A 15,155-nucleotide genomic window follows, 5' to 3' on the forward strand; every position below is an offset into this window, starting at 1 on the left:
TCCGTCCGTCGAAACCTCCGATATGACGTAGATCACATCCGATTTTCAGACTGCCAGATCCAGGTAGGAAGCGCGAGTCGAGCTGCTAACCCGGTTTTGCGATCAACGACCGCGGGCTTCGAACTTCACCTCGAGGGCGGTGAGCTCGGCCCGGCCCTCGTCCGCGCGGTCCGGGACCAGGAGCAGGGTGGCTGCCCGCTCGAACCGGGCGCCGATCCGCTCGAACTGGCCGGCCGCATCGAGGAGCGTGGCCGGGTCGCGGGCGAGCCGGCCGTGGGCGCGAGCCAGCGTGGCGGCCGCGAAGTCGTTCTCCGCGCCGGCCCGGGCGACGCCCCGCAGCACCTCCGGCGCCTCGGGCAGTCCGGCCGCGACGGCGAGCTCGGCGCCGGCGGCCCGGGCGTAGGCGGCGTACCAGGGCTCGGGCAGGTCGGCGACGGCCCGGCTCACCAGTTCGCCGACCGTAGCGGCCGCCGGGCCCCGGTGCAGGGCGAGCCGCGCGTCGGCGTAGGCGGCGACGGCGACGACGAAGGACGAGCTCGGCTCGCCGGCGATCTCCAGGGCGCGCTGCTTCCAGGTCTCGTACCGGCCGTCCCCGCGCAGGCCGTGCACCAGCGCGGCGGCGTACGCCTGCGGCGCCACCCACCGCATCAACGGCAACCCGTTGCGCTGCCACTCGTCCCAGGCCGCGTCGGCCCGGCGCAGCGCCTCGTCGAAGCGGCCGGCCAGCGCGAGGGCCAGCACCCGCCGCGTGCCGAGATAGGGGTAGGCGCCGCGCTGGTCGTCCTCGCCCTCGCCGGCGTCGTCGACGGCGGCGTGCAGGTCGCCCGCGCCCACGGCGTGCGCGGACGCCATCAGGTAGGCGTCCATCACCTCGACCGTCGCGTACGGCTCGTGCCTCGGTATCCGGGCGAGCAGCGGCAGTCGTTGCTGGGCGATCCGGTGCGCCGCCCGCAGCCGCCCGGCCCGGGACTCGGCGGCGGCGAGGGCGTCCAGCGCGCCGTGCAGCAGGATCGGGTCGTCCACGCCGCGGGCGGCCGCGACCGCCGCGCGGGCCAGCTCCGGGTCCGGCGCGTGCAGGTCGGTGCCCGGCGCCGCCGCCCAGGCCTCGGCCGAAGCCAGCAGCGCGGCGGTCTCCGGGTCGGCCGGCGCGGCGGCGTCGCGCGCCTCGGCCAGCAGCACCCGCGTCTGCTCGGCGGAAACCCGGAGGGGCTGAGCGATGAAGCGGTGCGTGAGCACGACGGCGTGGGCCAGGGCGCGGGCCCGGGTGACCGGTTCGGCGCCGGCCCGGTCCGCGAAGTCGATCAGGTGCTGGTAGCCCTGCGCCCGGCCGGCGATCCGCAGGCCCGCGGCCGCCGCGTTGCGGGTGTCGGTGAGCGCCTCGGCGGGGTCCGCCGCCAGCAGCGCCGCCGCCAGGTAGTGGCCCTGCGCCTCGGCGAAGAACCGGCGTGCGAAGGTCAGGCCGCCCAGCAGCCGCATCAGCGGGTGCGCGTCGGGGCCGGCCCCGTACAGGGCCGCGCGCAGGTCGTCGGCGATCGCGTCGAAGTCGCGCTCCCAGTCGCCGTCGGACCGGTGCCGCAGCGCGCCGGCCACCTCCCAGACCCAGCGCCGGTGTCGCTGCCGGGCCGGTTCGTACTCGTCCTCGGCGTGCAGCCGCTCGATCGCATAGGCCCGGATCGTCGCGAGCAGCCGCCACCGGCCGTCGACCCGGTCGAGGGCGACGAGGTTCTTGTCGGCCAGCCTTCCGAGCAGGTCGGCGGCGGTCGCGGACGGGATGCCGGTGACCGCCGCGACGGCCGGCAGGTCGAACCCGCCGGCGAACACGCCCAGCCGCCGGAACAGCGTCTGCTCGTCCGCCGCCAGCAGGTCGTGGCTCCAGCCGATCACCGAGCGCATCGACCGGTGCCGGACGGTCGAGCCGCGCCCGCCGGCGAGCAGGCGCAGGTAGTCGCCGAGCCCGGCGGCCAGGCCGGGCCCGCCGAGGGCGCGGCTGCGGGCGGCGGCCAGCTCGATCGCCAGCGGCAGCCCGTCGAGCCGGGCGCACAGGTCGGTCACCACGGCCGGATCGGCGTCGCGCTCGGCGCCGGCCGCGGCGGCCCGCTCCCGGAAGAGGCGCTCGGCGTCCGAGCCCAGCGGCAGCGGTCCGATGGGGACGGTGTGCTCGCCGGGCACCGCGAGCCGCTCCCGGCTGGTGGCCAGGATCGTGACGGTGGGGCAGAGCGTGAGCAGGGTGTCCGCGAACGCGGCGACACCGTCGATCACGTGCTCGCAGTTGTCCAGCACCAGCAGGGTGCGGCCGCGCCCGAGCCGGGCCGTGATGGCCGCCTCGAGCGACTGCTCCGGGCCCTCGGCGACGTGCAGCGCGGCCGCCACCGCCTGCGGCACCGACTCGTCGCGGGCCGGCACCAGGTCGACGTACGCGCCGCCGAACGGGAATCCCGTCCCGGCCTCGGCCACCACCGCCCAGGCCAGCCGGGTCTTGCCGGCGCCACCCGGTCCGACCAGGGTGACCAGCCGTTCTTCGGCCAGCAGGCCGAGGATCTCCGCGCGCTCCCGGACCCGGCCGACGAACGAGGTCCGGGCGACCGGCACGCCGCTGACCGTCCCCGGCGCCGGCGGCGCGTTGTCGCTCCCGGAGCCGGCCAGCGCGGCCAGCTCGGCGCGGCCGGTCACGCCGTACTTGCGCAGCAGCGACGACACGTGTCCCTCGACCGTGCGCACCGAGATGTGCAGGCGGCCGGCGATCTGGGCGTTGGACTGGCCCGCGCCCAGCGCGGCGAGAACCTCCGCCTCGCGGCCGGACGGCCGGGTCGTTCCGATCACGCGCCCATCATGCCCTGTCGATGCGAGCACACGTGGCGGGCAGGTGGTGGACACGTGGCCGCCACGGATGCCCCGGCCACCCGCCCCGGCGAGGCTGTTCGCCGGGCGCAACTCTGGGGGGACTGTGGTGGTTCGAGGAAATGGCCGGCAATGGTGGCTCGCCGCGGTGGGGGTATCGGCGGTGATCGCGGCGTTGGCTTGGGTGGTTCCTAAGGGGACCGAACCAGTGGCCGAGGCGGTCCCGGCTCCGGTGATGGTGAAGGAGCTGAGCACGCCGACCCGGTTGGTCACGGCCCAGCCGGACGGCACGCTCCAGGCCGTGCTGACCGTCCAGCCGGCCGGCACCGATCCGACGCTGGAGCGCCGGGCGGACGGCCGGCTGGCGCCACGGGAGATCGGCGCCGAGCTGAGCTTCTCGCCGGGCGGGCGCGGCACGCCGCTGGTCCGGTTCGGAGCGCCGGGCCGATCGTTGGCGCTCACCTGGCCCGGCCTGCTCCCGGCACCCGTCCTGGCCGGCGGGACCGCCACCTACCGCGAGGTGCTGCCCGGTGTCGACCTCGTCATGCGGGCCGAAGCCGATGGCTACGTCCAGCATCTGGTGGTCAAGAACGCCGCGGCCGCGCGCAGCCGGGCCCTGAAGCGGATCCGGCTCGGCCTGGCCACCGACGGGCTACGGGTCGAGGTGACCCCGTCCCGGCGGCTGGAGGCCCGCGACAAGGCCGGCAAGGTGGTCTTCGCGGCGGCGGCGCCGACGATGTGGGACGCCGCCGGCACGCACGCCGGCGTGGGGGTCGAGGCCGGCGCCACCGCGCTGACGCTGATCCCGGATCGCCGGCTGCTCACCGGCGGCACCGCCCGGTTCCCGATCACCATCGACCCGGACTGGCGGACGTTCGGCCAGCAGGGGTGGACGAAGGTGTTCTCCGGCAAGCCGGACAGCGCCCATTGGAACGGCGGCAACGACCTCGACAACTGGGCCAAGGTCGGCTACTGCGACTGGCCGGGGTGCAACGGCATCGGGGTCGCCCGTACCTACTGGACCTTCGACACCAGCTTCCTGAACGGCAAGCGGATCATCAGCGCGAGCCTGGACGCCACCATCGCGTACGGCCCGCAGTGCCGGACCGACGAGCACAAGCTATTCGCCACCGGGGGCATCGGCGGCGGCACCACCTGGAACAACGCTCCGCAGGGCTGGGAGGTCGGCAAGGCGTCCGCCGGGTCGAACTACACCGGATGCGAGGGCTACAAGGGCATCGGGTGGAACGTGGCGGGCGCGCTGAACACGTCCGGCTGGTCGACGTTCTACGTCCGGGCGACCGACGAGGGCGACAAGTTCGCGTGGCGCAAGTACGACGGCGCCGCCACCCGGATCACCGTCAACTTCAACACCCGCCCGAACCCGCCGGCCGCGATGACCACCGACCCGCCGCTCGATCCGCCGTGCAAGTGGTGCGGCGGCGTCCGGTACTTCGGCGACAAGACCATCCGCCTCAAGGGCCAGCTCTCCGACCCCGACAACGACCAGCTGACCGCCATCTGGGACGTCTACGGCGGCCCGGCCAAGGAGCACCGCGAGGGACCGACCCTGGGCTCGGGCAACACCTTCAGCACCGTCCTCGACCTGAGCGGGCGGGAGAACCAGACGGTCAGCTGGACGCTGTGGGGCCGGGACGGGCCGGACGGCGGCGACTGGAAGAACGGTCCCGGCCCGTTCGTCGTCGACCTCACCGGCATCCCCAACGAGCCGGGCGTTACCGCCGGGCTGTATGAGCAGGACAACCGGTGGCACGGCGGTGTGGGTGTGCCCGGAACCTTCACCTTCGATCCCGGCGACGTCAACCTCAAAGACGTCGACCACTACATGTACGACTGGGCCACCCCGCCGGCCAAGAAGGTCGACGCCGACGCGCTGGGCGGCAAGGCGACCGTGCAGATCGCCCCGATCGCCGACGGCGTGCAGACCCTGTACGTCCAGAGCGTCGACCGGGCCGGGCACGAGAGCCCGATCAAGGAGGTGCCCGTCCACGTCCGCGCCGGCAACGGGCCGCTCGGCCAGTGGCCGATGGAGGGCAACGCCAAGGACACCGCGTTCCTGGGCGACCGGCACGGCACGCTGAGCGGCGGCGCGACCTACGCCGGGGGAGCGGTCGGCACCGGCCTGCGCCTGGACGGCACCGGGCAGATGACGGCGCCCACCGTGGTGAAGACCGACGCCAGCTTCTCGGTGTCGGCCTGGGTGAAGCTCGACAACGTCGACGACCGCTGGATCAACGCGGTGGGTCAGATGGGCGTCAATCAGTCCGCGTTCGTTCTCCAGTACGCCGGTGACCGCAAGCGCTGGGTCTTCTCGATGCCGCGCACCGACGAGAAGACGCCGACGGAATGGGATTTCGTGACCGCGCCGGCGGCGCCGATGGCCGGGCAGTGGACGCAACTGACGGGCGTCTATGACGCGTACGGGAAAAAGGTCCGTTTCTATGTGGACGGTGAGCTCGTCGGCGCCGTCGCGCGTCCGACCCCGTGGAACGGCACGGGCGAGTTCTATGCCGGGCGCGGGCTGGTGGGGTCGGTGGACGAGGTCAAGGTGTACGACCGGGCGCTGACCGACGGCGAGGTGCGCGGCGCGGTGAGCCGGGACAACGTGCAGGCCGGCTACTGGAGCCTGGACGAGACCGCCGGCACGACCGCCCGGAACGCCGCCGGTGGCGAGATGGGCGTGCTGCGGGGTGGCGCCCGGTTCGTCGAGGGCGGCGCGGTCAACGGCGCCGTGCAGCTGGACAACCCCGGCGACTACGTGACGACGAGCGGACCGGTGCTGCGCACCGACCGGAGCTTCTCGGTGTCCGCCTGGGCCTGGGCCGACCGGGCGCCGGGCGGCTCCGACGCCGCCACCGTGGTGTCCCAGGACGGCGCCGTCACCAGCGGCTTCATGATCAATTACCGCAGCGACAAGGACGGCGACATGTGGGAGCTCGCCGTGTCTTCCGATTCCATGGTGCGCAGCGCGCGCATTGCCAAGACGGGTGAGTGGACCCACCTCACCGCGGTCTATGACACCGGACTCAACCAGATCCGGGTCTACGTCAACGGAACCCTCGCCGGATCGGCCCCGCGCACCACCGGAGTCGACGCCACCGGGCCGTTCCTGCTCGGGCAGGGACGATGGCAGGGCAACGTCACCAACCCGTGGCGCGGCGGGATCGACGAGGTGCGGGCCTACAACCGGGTCCTGTCGGCCGACGAGATCCGCGGCCTGGTCAGCCGGGACGGCGTGATGACCGGCAACTGGAAGTTCGACGGCAACACCCAGGACTCCTCGCCGAAGGCGATCCACGCCACCGCGATCAACGGCCCGGACTACACCGGCGGACAGGCGAGCATGCCCGACCCGAACGACCTCGCGCTGCGCCTCGACGGCTCGGCCAAATGGGTGCAGGCCCCGCACGCGGTGGACACCGACCGCAGCTTCTCGGTGGCGGCCTGGGCCCGGGTCGACAAGCTCGGCTCGCTCCCGGCCGTGCTGTCGCAGGACGGCAACCAGGTCAGCGCGTTCAAGGTGCGGGCCCGGTCGGACGGCCGGTGGGGGTTCGTCATGTTCGCGGGCGACGTCGTGGACGACGGCACCAAGCGGGACGAGGCGGTCGGCGACGCCATCCAGCTCGGACAGTGGACGCATCTGGTGGCGGTGTACGACGCCGGCGCGCACCAGATCCAGCTCTACGTCAACGGGGTGCTGGCCGGCTCGGCCGCGCACACCCAGACCTGGAACGCCACCGGCGGTTTCCAGATCGGCCGGGCCAAGTGGGCCGGCGGTCCGGTGGAGTACTTCACCGGCGCCATCGACGACGTGGCGGCGTACTCCCGGGCGCTGTTCGCCTCGGAGATCCAGGCGATGGCGGGCCGCGATCTGGCCCTCGTCCACAATTACGCCCTGGACGAGTCCGGCGGCCGCAACGCCGCCGACGGGGTCGGTGCGCGCGGCGCGACGGTGACCGGTGGCGCGTCGTTCGCGCCGGGCCGGGTCGGCAACGCGATCACCCTGGACGGGACGAGCGGCGCGGCGGTCACCTCGGGCGTGGACGTGCGCCTGGACCAGTCGTTCACCGTCTCGGCCTGGGTCAAGCTCCGGCAGAAGGACTGCGACCTGGACGCGGTGCCGGCCTGCAAGGTGGACGCGGTCACCGCCGACGGCGAGCACACCAGCAAGTTCCGGCTCGGCCACATCGTCGACGCCGACAACAACGCGTACGGGGCCTGGCTCTTCGAGATGCCCGAGTCCGACGCGGCCGGCGCCCGGGTGACCAAGGCGGCGGTGTCGACCGAGCCCACCGACCTCGACACCTGGACCCACCTTGTCGCGGTGTACGACCAGCCGACCAAGAAGATCTGGCTGTACGTCAACGGGGACCGGGTCGGCGACGGCACCCTCAACACCCCGTGGCCGGCGGCGAAGGGCCTGGCGATCGGGCGGGGCAAGGTGAAGGACGCGGCCGGCGAGTACTGGCCGGGCAGCGTCGACGACGTGCGGCTCTACACCGGGCCGCTCGACTCCGACCGGATTCTCGGGCTGTTCCACTCGTACCCGGCGCAGGCCGCCTCGGCGCTGCCGGAGGCCGACGCGGCCTGGTGGAAATTCGACGACAACGCCGGCACGAGCGCTGCCGACAGCAGCGGCCGCGGCCGCACGGCGACGCTCAAGGGCGGAGCGACCTGGATCGGCGGACGCAACACCTACAGCTCCTGGCTGGACGGCACCTCCGGCTACGCGCAGACGGCGAGCGCGGTGCTCGACACCACCCACAGCTTCTCGGCCACCGCCTGGGTCTATCTGACCCAGGCGGGGACCGCCAACACCGCCGTGCTCGCCCAGGACGCCGGCCGGCTCAGCGCGTTCTCGCTCGGCTACAACGGGACCACCAAGACCTGGATGGTGCTCGCGCCGCAGGTCGACAAGGACAACCCCGGCACCGCGGTGAACATCCTCAACTCCACCGAGACCGCCGCGGCCGGCGCCTGGACCCACCTCGCCATGGCCTACGACGCCGACCTGCACCAGCTGCGGCTCTACGTCAACGGCCTGCTCTCGGCGACCAAGGTCGGGGTGACGGTCCTGCCGTCGTCCGGTCCCATGTCGATCGGGCGGGCCAGGTGGAACGGCGCGAACTCGGCCTTCTTCCCGCGCGGCATCGACGACGTCCGGGTGTACGCCCGCGCGCTCGGCGACGGCGAGATCCGCAAGGTTCACGACGACACCCCCGAGGACTGGTGGGGCTTCTACCGGTTCGACAAGGGGAACGGCGTGGACACCAGCTGGCGCAAGGCCGACGCCGCGATCGTCGCCGGCAGCAACTTCGGGGTGCCGGCGGTGAGCGGGCAGGCCCTCCAGCTCGACGGAGCGAGCGGCGGGGCTACCGCGCCGTTCGGCCTGCAGATGCTGGACAGCTTCACGGTCTCCGGCTGGGCCCGGCTCACCCGCGGCGACCTGGTCGCCACCGTGGTCAGCCAGGACGGCGACCGGGCCAGCGGCTACGCGCTGCAGTACCGGCCGGACCTCAAGCGGTGGGTCTTCGGCGCGGCGATCTCGGACAGCGACGGCGCCCCGCAGGCCTACGCGGCGGCGCCGGAGCAGGCCGTGCTCAACCAGTGGACCCACCTGACCGGCGTCTACGACTTCCCGGCCCGGCAGTTGCGGCTCTACGTCGACGGTGAGCTCGCCGGCGTCCGCGACCGGGTCGTGCTGTGGCGGGCGACCGGCAAGGTGGCGATCGGCCGGGCCAAGGCCGACGGCAAGCCGTCCGGCTGGTTCGCCGGCGCGCTCGACGACGTGCGCATCTCGGACGGGATCGTGCCCGACGCCGAGCAGGCGGCCCGCGGTGGCTGGGCCGGCCCGCCCGCCGGCCAGATCGGCCGGTTCCTCAACGGATCGGGCGACCACTACACCGGCCCGACCGGCCAGGTCCGCGACGGCTACCACTTCGAGGGCACCCTCGGCACGGCCGCCGCCGAGGGGCCGAACACCCGGATGCTCTATGCCTGCCGGGCCGGCGCCGACGGGTTCACCTCGGTCCAGGCCGACTGCGAGGGCGCCGAGAAGGCCGGCGACGTCGGCCTGGTCTACACCCAGCAGCCGGAAAACATCCCGACCATCGCCGTCTATCGGTGCGCGAGCGGCGCCGACCGGTTCGAGTCGCGCGTGGACACCTGTGAGGGCGGGACCAACCAGGGGCTGCTCGGCTACACCGTGGCCTACGGGACGCTGACCCGCTACGTCCTGCCCGGCTTCGACTCGACCAGCACCACCGACGGGCCGCCACCGTCGTACGGATATCCGGGCGCCCAGGGCCTGTTGCTGCTGGCCGCCGACCCGGCCACCCAGCGGCTGCTGAGCTGCCAGGACGGCATCGACCAGTTCCTCTCCACCGACGCCGCCTGCGAAGGCAAGTCCGTGCTCGCCTCGGTCGGCCGGATCTGGCCCGAGGCCCCACCCGGACTCGACAGCCGGCCGATCTACCGATGCCGGATCAACACGGACACCTTCGTCTCGCTCGACGCCGCCTGCGAGGGCCAGGTCGTCGACAAACAGCTCGGCTATGTCCTGACCAGCGTGCCGGCCGTGACGGCGGTGTTCGCAGCATGACCGGACGGGAGATCTTCATGCGATCCATCCGCTTCGCCCTCGCGGTTCTGCTCGTCGTCCCGCTGATCAACGGGGTGGTGCGGCCGCCGATGGCGCTCGCGGCCACCGGCCCGTCGGTGCCGCTGCCCACGGTCGGCTCGACCCCGGTGGAGAAGCAGACCATGCGGGCGCAGCCGCCGGATCAGGCGAGCCAGGACGCACTGCACGGCAACCAGGCGCCGTCCGCACAGGTCAAGGACGGCGCCGGCACCAACGAGGCCACGCCGCTCGCGCCGTCGGCGAGCTGGCAGGTCTCCACCCAGACCGGCGACTTCAGCTGGTCGTACCCGCTGCGGGTGCCGCCGGCGCCGGGCGGGCAGGAGCCGGAGCTGGCTCTCTCGTACGCGTCGTCGGCCGTGGACGGCCGGACCAGCGCCACCAACAACCAGGCCTCGTGGATCGGCGACGGCTGGAGCCTGTCACCCGGCTTCGTGGAACGGTCCTACCGTCCGTGCGCGGACGACGACGCCGGCGACGTCACGCCCCCGAAGGCCGGCGATCTCTGCTGGGGCAGCTGGAACGCGACCGCTTCCTATGGCGGCGGAGCGGGGATGCTGATCCGCGACGAGTCGACCAAGGTGTGGCACAACCGCAGCGAGGACGGCTCGCGGATCGAGCTGCTCACCGGCGCGGCCAACGGCGACGACGACGGCGAGTACTGGAAGATCACCACCCTCGACGGGACGCAGTACTTCTTCGGCTCCCGGCCCGAGACCAAATCGGCCTGGACGGTGCCGGTCTTCGGCGACGACACCGGCGAGCCGTGCCACAGCTCCGCCGGGTTCGCCGCCTCGCACTGCGCGCAGGCGTGGCGGTGGAACCTGGACAAGGTCGTCGACCGCAACGGCAACATGATGGTCTACACCTACGACCAGGAGACCAACGCGTACGGGCTGAACAACGCCGACGCCGCGGTCCCGTACGTCCGGGGCGGCACGCTGCGCCGGGTCGAATACGGGCTGCGGGCCGACGACGCTGCGATCCCGGCGACCGGCCGGGTCGAATTCACCGTCGCCGACCGGTGCGTGCCGGGCAGCGATTGCGTGCCGGAGAAGAAGGACAACTGGCCGGACGTCTCCTGGGACGACAACTGTGCCACCAGCTCTTGTGCGGATCAGCATTCGCCGAGCTTCTGGTCGGCCAAGCGCCTGGCGCGGATCACCACCCAGGTCCGGCGGGGCAGCACCTTCACCGACGTCGACCAGTGGACTCTCGACCAGCAGTACCCCGACCCCGGCGACGGCGGGAAGGCCGCCCTGTGGCTGCGGAGCATCACACACACCGGCCTGGCCGGCGGCTCGGCCTCGCTGCCGGCGGTGACCTTCGAGGGCACCAAGATGGCCAACCGGGTCTACCAGGCCGACGGGTACGCGCCGCTGATCCGCTACCGGGTGACCGGCATCGTCTCGGAGAGCGGCGGCGTCATCACCGTCACCTACGCGCCGCCCAACTGCGTCCCCGGCGCCTCGATGCCGGCCGATGCGAAGACCAACACGCTGCGCTGCTTCCCGCAGACCTGGAGCACCAAGTTCCACACCCCCCGCACCGACTACTTCCAGAAGTACGTCGTGGCCGAGGTCAAGCAGACCGACCGGATGAGCAGCAGCACCGAGCAGGTCACCGCCTACTCGTACGGCGCCGCCGCCTGGCACTTCAACACGGCGGAGTTCATGAAGGACGACAAGCGGACCTGGGACGAGTTCCGCGGCTTCGGCGACGTCACCGTCCGCACCGGCACGCCGGGGGATCCGGGCGGCCAGATCGGCAAGACCCGGCATTGGTACTACCGCGGGATGGGCGGCGCCGTCGACCCCAGCGAGGGCGACGCGCGGGCCGACGAGGACTGGCTGCAGGGCTTCGAACTCGAGTCGGCCACCTACCTGGGCGACACCGATCAGGTGGTCGAGAAGACGATCAGCGACCCGTACTGGAAGGGTCCGCTGGCCACCCGCGGCGCGTACAAGGCGTATCTGGTCCGGACCGGCGCGGTGCGCCGGTACACCGCGCTGGCTTCCGGCGGGTGGCGCACGACGAGCACCAGGACGACGTACGACGGCCGCGGGCTCGCGATCCAGTCCGACGACCAGGGCGACACCTCCACCGCGGCCGACGACCGCTGCACCACCACGACGTACGGGGTGTTCGACCGGCCCGCCCGGGTGGTGACCGTCGGCGTGAAATGCGACGCCACGCCGGTCTTCCCCGCCGACGCGATCAGCGACACCAAGTACACGTACGACGCCGCGGGCAACACCGTCCGGACCGACGAGCAGAGCGAGCACGCGGCGGGCGCCGATCCGCAATACGTGACCACGAGCAGGGCCGGGTACGACCAGCACGGCCGGGCCACCAGCACGACCGACGCCCGGGGGAAGGTCACCCGGACGGCCTACACGCCGGCCCTCGGCGGGCCGGAGACGCAGACGGTGGTGACCAACCCGCTCGGCCACACCGTCACCACCACGCTCGAGCCCGCCTGGGGCAGCGCGACGATCGTCGACGACGCCAACAACCGCCGGACCGAGACGGCGTACGACCCGCTCGGCCGGGTCGCCGCGGTCTGGCTGCCCAACCGCCCCCGCGCGGACAACGACGCCAGCTCCACGTTCGCGTACCGGATAAACCGCGACAGCCCGTCGGTGGTCAGCACCACCACCGTGGGGCCCAACGGGAACTACACCACGGTCAACACGCTGTTCGACGGGCTGCTGCGGCCACGGCAGAAGCAGACCCCGGCGGTCGGCGGCGGGCGGCTGCTGACCGACACCCGCTACGACTCGCAGGGCCGGGCGTTCAAGACGAGCGCGCCGTACTTCAACGACGCGCCGGTCGACGACCAGCTGTGGCTGGCCGCCGACTCCGCCATCCACGAGCAGACGGTGACCCGGTACGACGGCGCGGGCCGGGAGGTCGCCGAGATCGTCTACGGCCGCGGCGCCGAGTTGCGGCGCACCACCACGGCGTACGGCGGCGACCAGGTGAGCGTGACCCCGCCGGCCGGGGGCACCGCGACGACCACCATCAGCGACGCCCGCGGACGCACGACCGAGCTGCGGCAGTACCGGAGCGGGGCGCCGGCCGGCGCGTACGACGCCACCACGTACACGTACACGAAACGGGGTGACCTGGCGTCGGCGACCGACGCCGGCGGCAGCATCTGGCGCAACACCTACGACCTGCGCGGCCGTCTGGTGAAGGTCGACGACCCGGACAAGGGCGCCTCGGCCATGACCTACGACAACGGCGGGCTGCTCAGCACATCGACCGACGACCGGGGGGTCACGCTGTCGTTCGGCTACGACGACCTCGGCCGCCGGACCGCGGTGACGTCGGGCACGGCCACCCTCGCCGCCTGGACCTACGACACCGCCACCAAGGGCAAGGGCCGGCCGGCCTCCTCGACCCGGTACGTGGGCGGGGCGGCGTACACCCGGACGATCGGCGCCTATTCCGCGCTCTACCTCGCGCTGGACACCACGGTCACGATCCCCGACGCGGAGGGTGGCCTGGGCGGCGCCTACACGACGTACGCCAAAGCCAATCCGGACGGCAGCGTGTACGCCCGGACGCTGCCCAAGATCGGGAACCTGCCGGCCGAGACGGTCGGCCTCGGCTACGACGACCTGGCCAACCCGACGACGCTCACCGGCAGCGCCACCTACGTCGGCAAGACCGAGTACACCCGGTACGGCGAGCTTGAACGGGTGCACCTCGGCGTGACCGGCAAACGGGTCTGGCAGTCCTACTACTACGACACCGACACCCGCCGGCTGGACCGCACCGTCGTCGACGCCGAAGTGCCCCGGCCGGTGCAGGCGGATACCCACTACACCTACGACCCGGCGGGAAATGTCACCTCGGTCGCCGACACCGACGACGTGCAGTGCCTCGGGTACGACTACCTGCGGCGGCTGACCGAAGCGTGGACGCCGGCCGCCGACTGCGCCGCGGATCCGGGCACCAGCCTGCTCGCCGGGGCCGCGCCGTACTGGCAGTCGTTCACCTACGACGCGGTCGGCAACCGGCTGACCGAGACCCAGCACGCCGCGGCCGGCAACACCGTCCGCACCTACAGTTATCCGGCCGACGACTCGCGCGAGCTGCGGTCGGTGACCACCGTCAAGCCGGGCGGCGCCACGAAGGACGAGTTCGCCTACGACGCCATCGGCAACGTGGTCACCCGCGCCGGGCAGACGCTCGACTGGGACCCGGAAGGGAAGCTGACCAAGGTCACCGAGGCCGGCAAGTCCACCGAGTACGTGTACGACGCCGACGGCAACCGCCTGATCCGCCGCGACCCGACCGGCCGCACCCTGTACCTCGACGGGCAGGAGCTGCGGCTGGACAACGCCTCCGGAACGCTGACCGGCACCCGGTTCTACCAGCACGCCGGCGCCACGGTGGCGGTGCGCACCGGGGCGGGCGTGACCTGGCTGGCCGCCGACCACCAGGGCACCGCGCTGGTCGCCGTCGACAGCGTCAGCCAGCAGGTCACCAAGCGGCGGCAGACCCCCTTCGGCACGGCCCGCGGCGATGCGGTCCCGGCCGCCTTCCCCGGGGAGAAGGGCTTCGTCGGCGGCACCGCCGACTCGTCCACCGGCCTCGTCCACCTCGGCGCCCGGGAGTACGACCCGGCGGTGGGCCGGTTCCTCTCCGTCGACCCGGTGGCGGCCCTCGACGATCCACAACAGATGAACGCGTACGCCTACGCCGCCAACAACCCGGTCACCATGTCCGACCCCAGCGGGCAGTACGCGCCGTCCTGCAACAAGTTCGGCGACTGCATGGTCGGCAAGAAGGGGCCGGACACGTGGGCGCCGCCGCCACCCGGTGTGCCCACGGCCAGCACCCGCAAGACGCCGGCGACCCAGCCGTCCTGCAACAAGTACGGCGACTGCCGGGTGGGTGCGCGGGGCAAGGCGCCCGCGCCGGTGCCGAACTGCGACAAGTTCGGCGACTGCCGGGTCGGTTACAAGGGACCCAGCATCGAGGAGCTCGCCCGCCGCGCCGACCGGGTGTCGTGGGAAGACAACCGCAAGGTGGGGCCGCCGCTGCCGCCTCCCGAGGAGAAGTGCACCAGCTTCATCTGCGGCGTCTGGGACAACCTCAAGGCGGTAACCAACAGCAGCGCCTACAAGTGGATCGGGGTCGGGCTCGGCGTGATGGCGATGTTCGGGTGTGCCGTGTGCGGTCTGGTCAGCATGGGCATGAACATCGCCGCGACCGCCACCAACTGCAGCAACTATTTCTTCGGCGACGGCACGTCCGGCGGGGACTGTGCGACCGGTGCGGCCTCGGTGGGCCTCGGCACGGTCGCCGCCGGTCTGGGCAAGGCCGCCAACGTCATGTTCAGCGGGGGCGCGAAACTCTACGCGAGCGGCCACCCCATCGCCGGGGCGGTCGTCCAGGCGGTCTCGTCCGGCCCGCGCACCTATGCGGCCGTCAACTCGGCCGCGTCGCTCGGCATCGACACGATCGACGCGAGCGGACTGCCGAAGCTGGTCAGCGGCGGCCCGCCGAGCTGCGAGATCAATCTCCAATGCTAGACACCTGGTGAGGCGGGGTCGGGTCGCGCGTCGGTCACCGTGCGCGCGGCCCGGTCGCGGCTTCAGCGGGTGGCCGGGGCGGGGGCGCCGTGGCCCGAGGGCCGTGCGTG

At 72.7% G+C, this 15,155-nt stretch carries 3 protein-coding genes; 2 read left to right on the forward strand and 1 reads right to left on the reverse strand.

What is annotated here, in order from left to right; translation table 11 throughout:
• Nucleotides 1–102: 102 nt before the first annotated feature.
• Nucleotides 103–2,820 (reverse strand): ATP-binding protein, encoded by a 2,718-nt coding sequence (locus ACQPZX_RS13255; RefSeq protein WP_433379307.1) that lies wholly within the window; start codon nucleotides 2,818–2,820, stop codon nucleotides 103–105.
• Between the two features lie 226 nt (nucleotides 2,821–3,046).
• On the opposite strand from ACQPZX_RS13255, the gene ACQPZX_RS13260 reads away from it, so the two are divergent.
• Both ACQPZX_RS13260 and ACQPZX_RS13265 read left to right on the forward strand, forming a co-directional pair.
• Nucleotides 3,047–9,460: a LamG domain-containing protein gene (locus ACQPZX_RS13260; protein WP_433379310.1), complete on the forward strand. Its 6,414-nt coding sequence runs from the start codon at nucleotides 3,047–3,049 to the stop codon at nucleotides 9,458–9,460.
• Nucleotides 9,457–15,045: an RHS repeat-associated core domain-containing protein gene (locus tag ACQPZX_RS13265; protein ID WP_433379313.1), complete on the forward strand. Its 5,589-nt coding sequence runs from the start codon at nucleotides 9,457–9,459 to the stop codon at nucleotides 15,043–15,045. The genes ACQPZX_RS13260 and ACQPZX_RS13265 overlap by 4 nt, the downstream gene beginning before the upstream one ends.
• Nucleotides 15,046–15,155: the final 110 nt, after the last annotated feature.

This window comes from Actinoplanes sp. CA-142083, assembly GCF_050942195.1.
Lineage (GTDB): Bacteria > Actinomycetota > Actinomycetes > Mycobacteriales > Micromonosporaceae > Actinoplanes.

Excerpts from the sequence above, each read along its gene's own strand:
- ACQPZX_RS13265 (WP_433379313.1), top strand. The coding sequence starts at position 9,457 with ATGACCGGACGGGAGATCTTCATGCGATCCATCCGCTTCGCCCTCGCG.